Source organism: Acinetobacter sp. YH12100 (assembly GCF_013419135.1).
GTDB lineage: Bacteria > Pseudomonadota > Gammaproteobacteria > Pseudomonadales > Moraxellaceae > Acinetobacter > Acinetobacter pseudolwoffii.
In genome coordinates this window covers 1-7,026 of record NZ_VPAQ01000034.1, presented here as the reverse complement: position 1 = coordinate 7,026, position 7,026 = coordinate 1, and the positions used below count along the sequence as shown (strand labels likewise).

General features: G+C 37.4%; 9 protein-coding genes. 4 read left to right on the top strand and 5 right to left on the bottom strand.

The window, feature by feature from the left end; translation table 11 throughout:
• Positions 1-603: 603 nt before the first annotated feature.
• Positions 604-1,791, bottom strand: coding sequence for a tetracycline efflux MFS transporter Tet(39) (gene tet(39), locus FTU40_RS14640; RefSeq protein WP_026438272.1), 1,188 nt, complete (start codon positions 1,789-1,791; stop codon positions 604-606).
• Positions 1,792-1,856: 65 nt separating this feature from the next.
• Here tet(39) and FTU40_RS14635 point away from each other — a divergent pair, with 65 nt between their 5' ends.
• The 3 genes from FTU40_RS14635 (at position 1,857) to FTU40_RS14625 (ending at position 3,412) form a co-directional block, all read left to right on the top strand.
• Positions 1,857-2,498 (top strand): TetR/AcrR family transcriptional regulator C-terminal domain-containing protein, encoded by a 642-nt coding sequence (locus tag FTU40_RS14635; protein WP_004787586.1) that lies wholly within the window; start codon positions 1,857-1,859, stop codon positions 2,496-2,498.
• A gap of 323 nt (positions 2,499-2,821) precedes the next feature.
• Positions 2,822-3,118: a type II toxin-antitoxin system RelE/ParE family toxin gene (locus FTU40_RS14630; protein ID WP_004787583.1), complete on the top strand. Its 297-nt coding sequence runs from the start codon at positions 2,822-2,824 to the stop codon at positions 3,116-3,118.
• Between the two features lie 3 nt (positions 3,119-3,121).
• Positions 3,122-3,412 (top strand): addiction module antidote protein, encoded by a 291-nt coding sequence (locus FTU40_RS14625; RefSeq protein ID WP_004787581.1) that lies wholly within the window; start codon positions 3,122-3,124, stop codon positions 3,410-3,412.
• Between the two features lie 170 nt (positions 3,413-3,582).
• Here the strand turns inward: FTU40_RS14625 and FTU40_RS14620 are convergent, their stop codons facing one another.
• The gene (locus tag FTU40_RS14620; protein WP_004856450.1) at positions 3,583-4,080 is read right to left on the bottom strand and encodes a hypothetical protein; all 498 of its coding nucleotides are present in this window, start codon (positions 4,078-4,080) and stop codon (positions 3,583-3,585) included.
• The gene (gene mobQ / locus FTU40_RS14615; protein WP_004856449.1) at positions 4,077-5,048 is read right to left on the bottom strand and encodes a MobQ family relaxase; all 972 of its coding nucleotides are present in this window, start codon (positions 5,046-5,048) and stop codon (positions 4,077-4,079) included. Before mobQ ends, FTU40_RS14620 begins: the two co-directional genes overlap by 4 nt.
• Before the next feature lie 207 nt (positions 5,049-5,255).
• Here mobQ and FTU40_RS14610 point away from each other — a divergent pair, with 207 nt between their 5' ends.
• Positions 5,256-5,540: a hypothetical protein gene (locus tag FTU40_RS14610; protein WP_004856445.1), complete on the top strand. Its 285-nt coding sequence runs from the start codon at positions 5,256-5,258 to the stop codon at positions 5,538-5,540.
• On the opposite strand, the gene FTU40_RS14605 is transcribed toward FTU40_RS14610, so the two are convergent.
• Together FTU40_RS14605 and repM are read right to left on the bottom strand one after the other, a co-directional pair.
• Positions 5,537-5,833: a hypothetical protein gene (locus FTU40_RS14605; RefSeq protein ID WP_004856442.1), complete on the bottom strand. Its 297-nt coding sequence runs from the start codon at positions 5,831-5,833 to the stop codon at positions 5,537-5,539. The two genes, FTU40_RS14610 and FTU40_RS14605, sit on opposite strands and share 4 nt — an antisense overlap.
• A complete protein-coding gene (gene repM / locus FTU40_RS14600; RefSeq protein WP_004856439.1) occupies positions 5,830-6,753 on the bottom strand; it encodes a replication initiation protein RepM in 924 nt (307 codons plus the stop codon). Before repM ends, FTU40_RS14605 begins: the two co-directional genes overlap by 4 nt.
• Positions 6,754-7,026 lie beyond the last annotated feature (273 nt).

Genomic DNA, 7,026 nt, shown 5'->3' with positions numbered 1-7,026 from the left:
TATTTTTATTCTTATATATCAATTAATTGTAGAGGCTAAAAATTAAAAAATTAAAAAATATTAAAAAGAGGGGAGTGCTTAAAACTGCCCTATGTACTCGCTAAAGCTCGTACTCTATTGAAGCTCGTTCCTCGCTTCATGGGGCAGTTTTTGGTTAATCCTGTTTATGAAATCTAAAAGCAAAAGCATTGGTAATGTATTCGCTTCGCTCATACTTTTTGAAAAGCAAAAGCTCCAAAGTTCGCACCCATTCGGGATGCTCTGTAACTACCGTTTAAAATCGAAAGGGAGCTTGTAATCAGAGAAAAAGCGAGGTCGAAATTTTGATGATGCTCAATCGCTCGTAGACACTCGCTCGGTTCTTATTATCTAGGTTTTAATTATTTACTGGAGCTAATCAAAGTTGTGAAACATTGATGAAATATTAGTCGTGGAACGTGAAGAATCATAAAAAAAGCCCGAGCATGACGTTTCGGGCTATTAAGTATTGACTATAACATTGAAAGATAATGAAAATATCTAAGCATTTCGGATAAGGTGTATTATGTTAATTTTAGATAAACTATAGAATCCATTAGTTTTTAAACCAATAAATTAAATATTTTATGGAACTCCAGAATATTTATTCAGGCGATACTTAAGCAATAAGGGTAGGGTGATTACATAAAGTATTGCAGCTAATGCCCATACCATTCCAGGAGCTGATGCCTGAGTCATAAAATAGAGGCTAGTAACTAATACAGGACCAATTATAGCCCCCAGACTATTAAAACTGCTTAATAGCCCTTGTAATTCACCTTGTCTTTCATCACTAATACCTCTGGACATCATTGCTTGCAAAGCAGGAACGGCTACTCCACCAAGGGCAAACAATGGTAACAACGCAAAAGGCACCCATTCTTCAACAGCAATAGATAAAAGAAGTAAACCAATTGCATCGCAAGCTATTCCACATAACAACGTATTTTTCTCTCCAAACCTCTTTACCATAGGGGCGATAGCAAAAGCCTGTGCAATAGAATGGCATATTCCATAACTAGCAAGGGAAACACCTGCAATAAATATACTCCAGCCATAACGATCCTGCCCATAGATAACCCATAAAGTTGCGGGGACTTGTGAAACCAATGTGATAATTAAAAAGATACCAAGCAATGGAGCCATATTAGGTTGAGTGATCAAATAGGATAATTTCTTTAATATTGATTGCTCCTGAACCTTCTCAGTCATTTTATTGCTGTGTTTTGATTCTTTTAATAAGACTGCTGTCATTATTAAATTAATCCCATTCATAAAAGCAGCAGCAAAGAACGGTGCATGTAAGTTCCATTCACCCAAAACTCCACCTATTACCGGACCCGCTATAAACCCAATACCAAAGACAGCTCCAAGGAGACCAAACCTTTTTGCACGCTCATGGGCTGGAGTAATATCTGAAACATAAGCTGTTGCAACAGCCATGTTGGCACTTGTAATTCCCGCAAAAATACGACCAATATATAGCCACAATAGAGAAGGAGCAGCAGCCATTAGGAGATAATCAGCCGTTGCACCAGCAATTGAAATAATTAATACAGGTCGACGTCCAAATCGGTCACTCAACGCTCCAAGGATAGGTGCAAAAATGAACTGCATCAGAGCATACACAGCTAATAAAGCACCATAGTGAACACCGCCTGCTTCAGCTCCAGCCAATGACCGTAATAATTCAGGCAAGATCGGCATAATTAAACCAATCCCAACAGCATCCAGAAATATAGTGATTAAAATCACGCTCAATGATTTCTTCACAAATGCCTTCTCTAGCAATGATAGAATTAATATTCTCTCACACACTCCCTATCAGTGATAGATTTATGAGTAAAAAAGATATTGCACCTCAACGTCTGACACGTGAAATAGTCCTGCGTACCGCATTGGATATGTTGAATGAAGAAGGCATAGATTCAATAACCACACGCAAGCTAGCTCAACGATTGGGTATTAAATCTCCAACTCTATATTGGCATTTCAAGAATAAATCCTTGTTAATGGAAGCAATGGCGGAAACCATTATAAATGAACACCATTTAGTTTCTTTACCCATCGATGGGATGACATGGCAAGATTGGTTGCTCGCTAATTCTGTAAGCTTTCGTCGAGCACTACTAGCTTACCGTGATGGTGCTCGTCTACATGCAAGAACTAGCCCCAGTCAAGGACATTTCAACACGATTGAGGCCCAAGTTGCGCTGTTATCTCATGCTGGGTTTTCTCCTGTTGAAGCAGTTGCATTACTTATGACATTAGGAAGGTTTATTGTTGGGTGGGTCCTTGAGGAGCAGCAAGAAGAAATAAGATCAGACCCACCATTCGAAGCCGATCCAACTATATATCCACTCATGCTCCAAGGAGTGAATACCTTACAAAATATGAATGCGGATGACATTTTTGAAAATGGGATTCGTATGGTGATTATCGGTGCTGAAAGACAACTTGATATTAAAATGCAAACTTAACTCTATACTGCTTTAAGCAACTGTTCTATTTAGTAATAAAGCTTTTATCCTTAATTATTTAACATAATAGAGCTTATACGAAACGCAATTTAAAATATTATTGTTTTTCATATAGTTATAAAATTTTGACTGACTTCAAAAACAGTAAAAAGCCGACTTAGAAACAAGTCGGCTTTTTTATGAGCAGGTTTGATACCTTTTGCCAAGAACATAGGTTATTAAATAATCAATTGATAAAATATATTCTTATTATTTCATTTACTCATAAAATATATTCATTATAATGTTGTGTATTCGATCGAATACAATAAAGAGGAACTTTCATGACCGAGATTAAACGTCTCCCTGAATTTGATGAATGGCTAGATAGCATTAAAGACAGTATGACCCGTCTTAAACTGAATCGAAGATTAGATAAGGTTCAGCGTGGTAATTGGGGCGATGTAAAGCATCTTCAAGAAGGTGTTTGGGAAATGCGAGAGTTCTTCGGACCAGGTTGGCGCATGTATTACATCAAACATGGTGATGTAATCATTGTGATGCTTGGAGGTGGTGATAAATCTACACAGCAAAAGGATATAGAACGAGCTGTTGATTTATCAAAATCTTTAGAGGATTGAAAAATGGTTAAAATAGCTGATCTACCTAGCTTTGACATGGCAGAAGCACTTAAGAGTGAAGAAGATATTGTAATGTATCTTAATATGGTTCTTGAAGAGAATGACCCTGCTGAACTAGCTCATGCACTTGGTGTAATTGCTAAAGCTCGTGGTATGACTCAAATCGCTAAAGAAGCAGGAATTGGACGTGAAGCACTTTACAAAGCACTCCGTCAAGATTCAGCACCTCGTTTTGATACGATTAATCGTGTAGTAAATGCTTTAGGTCTAAAACTAACTGTGCAGAATGCATAACTATTAATAAAATTTTGTCTAAGTTCCATCTTATTTAACATAAAATCTCTTATGCGAAATTTCAGCTCGATGCTTTGAAAGATGGCTAAAGCCATGTTTCAAAGTCGGGCAACTTTGCGCTTGCTGTAATTTGATTTGTAATGAGAAAAACCAAGCAAAGTACCGATCAACTAGTATTTTTTAGGGTCGATCTGACACCAGTCATACGTTTTTTCTTTGACACTACTCGGTTCAAACGAGTAGCAATTTTTCCTCATTATTCTCACCAATGTTTCACCATCACTTTCTCGAATTTGTAGCGGATATTTTTTTAGTACAGCCATATCTGCTCTACGTTCATCAATTTCGTCTTTGCTTGGTATGTATAAAAAGATAGCCAAAATGAACACCATCATCACAGCAACAAACGTGCTGGCAAAAATAAAGATAAGTTTTAAGTTGAGCCTGTTTGTAGCTTCGTTTAATGCCTGAATACTGTTGTTTAATGCACCTGTATGCTTCTTATTTGTGTTTTCTAGCGATTTTTCAGCCTTGTCTAGCACTCCACTAGCGACTTGGTTGTAAAACTGCTCTAATCGCTTCTTATCGTCTGCTATGGCTTCTCGATATTCCTTCATGGATGCCAATAAAATATATAACTGGTCATCTAAATCATTTTGATTACTCATAATGACATTCCGCCTCTACTTAGTTTTTGATATGCCTTGCGGAGTGCTTGCTCGGCTCGTTGTTTATCTAATTCTTGCTGTCGTTTCATTTCCGCTTGGCGTTCCAGTTCTAGACGTTTGGTTTCTTGGTTCTTCTGCCATTGATCAAAACCTTGATCGACACGGTTTAAACCACGCTGTAAAACGCTCTCTTTCTGCTGTTTCTGTTGGTCAAGCTGTTGGGCGTTCTGCTGTTTCACATTGTCATTAAAACGGCTGATTTCAGTGTCTATGCCTTGTCTGCGTAATTGGGTGACTTTAGTGCCTTCATGGATGGTGGCTTGTAGTCCGTTATTCTGATCGGCATAGCTGCGGTGATCTATTTTTTCTCGGTAGCCTGCTCGTTCTAATGCGTGATTGGCTAAATTTGCCCACGTTTCCCGAATCTGTTTAATTTCGTCTTGGGTTGTACCCATACCAAGGCTTTTTCGTTTGGCGTTGCTGAGTTCAATATCGGTTTTGGTGGTCAGGGTGAGTTTATTGTCCGTGTCCAATTCGGCTTTTCGGGTGGTAAGCATGATATGGGCGTGATGATTCTTATCATTACCGCCTTTGCTGGGTTCATGGATGGCTAAATCTGCGATCACTCCATAGCGATCAACTAAGGACCTGGCAAAGTCTTTTGCCAAGTCCTTACGTTGATCAGCGTCTAATTCATCAGGTAGGGCAATGACCCATTCTCTAGCGGTTCGGGCATCTTTACGGTTTTCGGTTTTTTCTGCCAAGTTCCAAAGTTCACCACGGTCAATTTCAATATCTAAATTAGACAGAATTTCAGAATGGGCGACACCGTCTTTTCTCGTAAAGTCATGGGTCAGTCCTGTGCGTTCATCTTCTAGTTTTTCCCCTGCACGATATGCAGATGATGCAACCGCAGTTCGCCCCGAACTTCGGTTCACCGTTTTAGTGGAACAATGATAAATTGCCATGCAGTCGCCTTGGGGTGCTTTTGCTTTTAAAAAATTGCGTAGCAGTTTTTTGGGGTTAAGGGGTGTCCCCTTGCGCAACTTTGACTTGAACTTTGTTCAAGTCGTAAGTGCTATTTCATGAAAAACACGATAGCATATAGCCCGCTTGAATTTCAATTCATAGGGTTTTATGCTTGAGTGGTTTTCTATATCCCGAAATTAACCGTTATGACAAAATCTGCTGAAAATATCGAAAAGAAAATTGAAGCCCAATTAGAAAAGTTGAAACAGTTAAAAGCTCAAAAACAGGCTATTGATGCAAGAGAAAAAACCAAGCAAAAGGAACAAGAAAGAAAGGACGATACAAGACGTAAAATTTTGCTCGGTTCTTACTTAATTAAAAAGATGCAATCTAATGAAGCCAATAAAGAAAAAATACTCGCTGAACTCAACGAATATTTAACAGAAAATAGAGATAGACAGCTTTTTGATTTGCCCGATATTGAAGCCTAATTTTTCTTAGCTGTTTGGTTGTTCTGTTCGGCTTGATACTCGGGAATGAGCGTATTTAAAACCTTTTGAATATTGTCTTTGTCCTCTATCTGCAAATTATCTCGATAGTAAATTAAGTCCTGTATTTTGCTTTCCATCTGCATTTTTTTGGTGGGTTCTGCATTTTTGGATATTCGAGATAATAGGAAGATATAACCGCATATATTTTCCCTCGCAATTTCATAATTTACGATGTCGAGGTATTCAACGGTCACATGTTTTAGATCAGTTGATAGGTTGTTTAATTTAATCATGGCTGAAATCCTGATTTTTCTAATATTGGATAAAGCTCTCTGAATTTTTCAGGCTCTAAAAGCATATCTGCTATACGGATAGCAAATTGTTGGTAGCTTTCTGTACCTTGTGAATATTTCCCCATTTCAGGCATTTCTGACATTTTATTGGCAAATAAATGGCGTTGTGCATCGGTCATTTTGACAAAAAAGTCAGGTGTGTTTGGGTCACGCTTAGAATCTAATTTTTTCGGCTGTGATTTTTGCTTAAACTTAAATGAAAAACCAATAATTGAACGACCACGTTTGTGTTGTTCATACTCTGCTTTTATATCTGTGTACTCATTAATTTGATCAATGGCAAGGTGTAAAACTTTTTCTTTAAATTGCCCCATTCTCTTGTATTCGTTGGGTTCTATGCCTAATTTTAATCTTAGCTCTTCTAGCTCTACCATAGTCACTTTGCCTGTACTACGCCATGCGATAAGCAACTCATACAAGCGTATAGCGTAAACACTAGTTAAACTGCTGACTTGCTCTAGTTCATAACTGGTGAAGTGTTTTTCTAAATTTGTAATCAACGGTACAACATCATCAGAAAACTTAATACGAACAAGAGCTTCATTTTCTACATAAGATATTCGTTGTACCCATCGACTTATTACATTCTCAATGTTGCCCTTTTGAGTCAGCTTTTGATAGCTAAATCTACGATCAAATAGGCTTTTGCAAGCATCTTTAAGAACTTTATAGGCTGTATTTCTATGAACATTGAAATGGTTGATATAGCTTTCAGCATGAATCGTCAAATCTTTATCATTGGGTGTATTTGATTGCCTAGCTTCAAGTATGGCTAACAGTATTAAACGTTGTTCTGATAGGTCTAAATTATAACTGGCATTTATTAGTGCATTATCTTTAACGACTAGTTCCTTTTTCATAAGCACACATGTTTTTTAAATATATAAGTACACTCTATTTTATTGAGTGTCACTTTGCAAGATAAAGGTGTACTTATTGCAAGATAAAGGTGTACTTATTGCAAGATAAAGGTGTACTTATTGCAAGATAAAGGTGTACTTATTGCTATTTTTATTCTTATATATCAATTAATTGTAGAGGCTAAAAATTAAAAAATTAAAAAATATTAAAAAGAGGGGAGTGCTTAAAACTGCCCTATGTACTCGCTAAAGCTCGTACTCTATTGAAGCTCG

Bases quoted from the DNA above. Each gene is read 5' to 3' on its own strand.
- FTU40_RS14635 (WP_004787586.1), top strand. From the start codon at position 1,857: ATGAGTAAAAAAGATATTGCACCTCAACGTCTGACACGTGAAATAGTC.
- FTU40_RS14630 (WP_004787583.1), top strand. From the start codon at position 2,822: ATGACCGAGATTAAACGTCTCCCTGAATTTGATGAATGGCTAGATAGC.
- FTU40_RS14625 (WP_004787581.1), top strand. From the start codon at position 3,122: ATGGTTAAAATAGCTGATCTACCTAGCTTTGACATGGCAGAAGCACTT.
- FTU40_RS14620 (WP_004856450.1), bottom strand. From the start codon at position 4,080: ATGAGTAATCAAAATGATTTAGATGACCAGTTATATATTTTATTGGCA.
- mobQ (WP_004856449.1), bottom strand. From the start codon at position 5,048: ATGGCAATTTATCATTGTTCCACTAAAACGGTGAACCGAAGTTCGGGG.
- FTU40_RS14610 (WP_004856445.1), top strand. From the start codon at position 5,256: ATGACAAAATCTGCTGAAAATATCGAAAAGAAAATTGAAGCCCAATTA.
- FTU40_RS14605 (WP_004856442.1), bottom strand. From the start codon at position 5,833: ATGATTAAATTAAACAACCTATCAACTGATCTAAAACATGTGACCGTT.
- repM (WP_004856439.1), bottom strand. From the start codon at position 6,753: ATGAAAAAGGAACTAGTCGTTAAAGATAATGCACTAATAAATGCCAGT.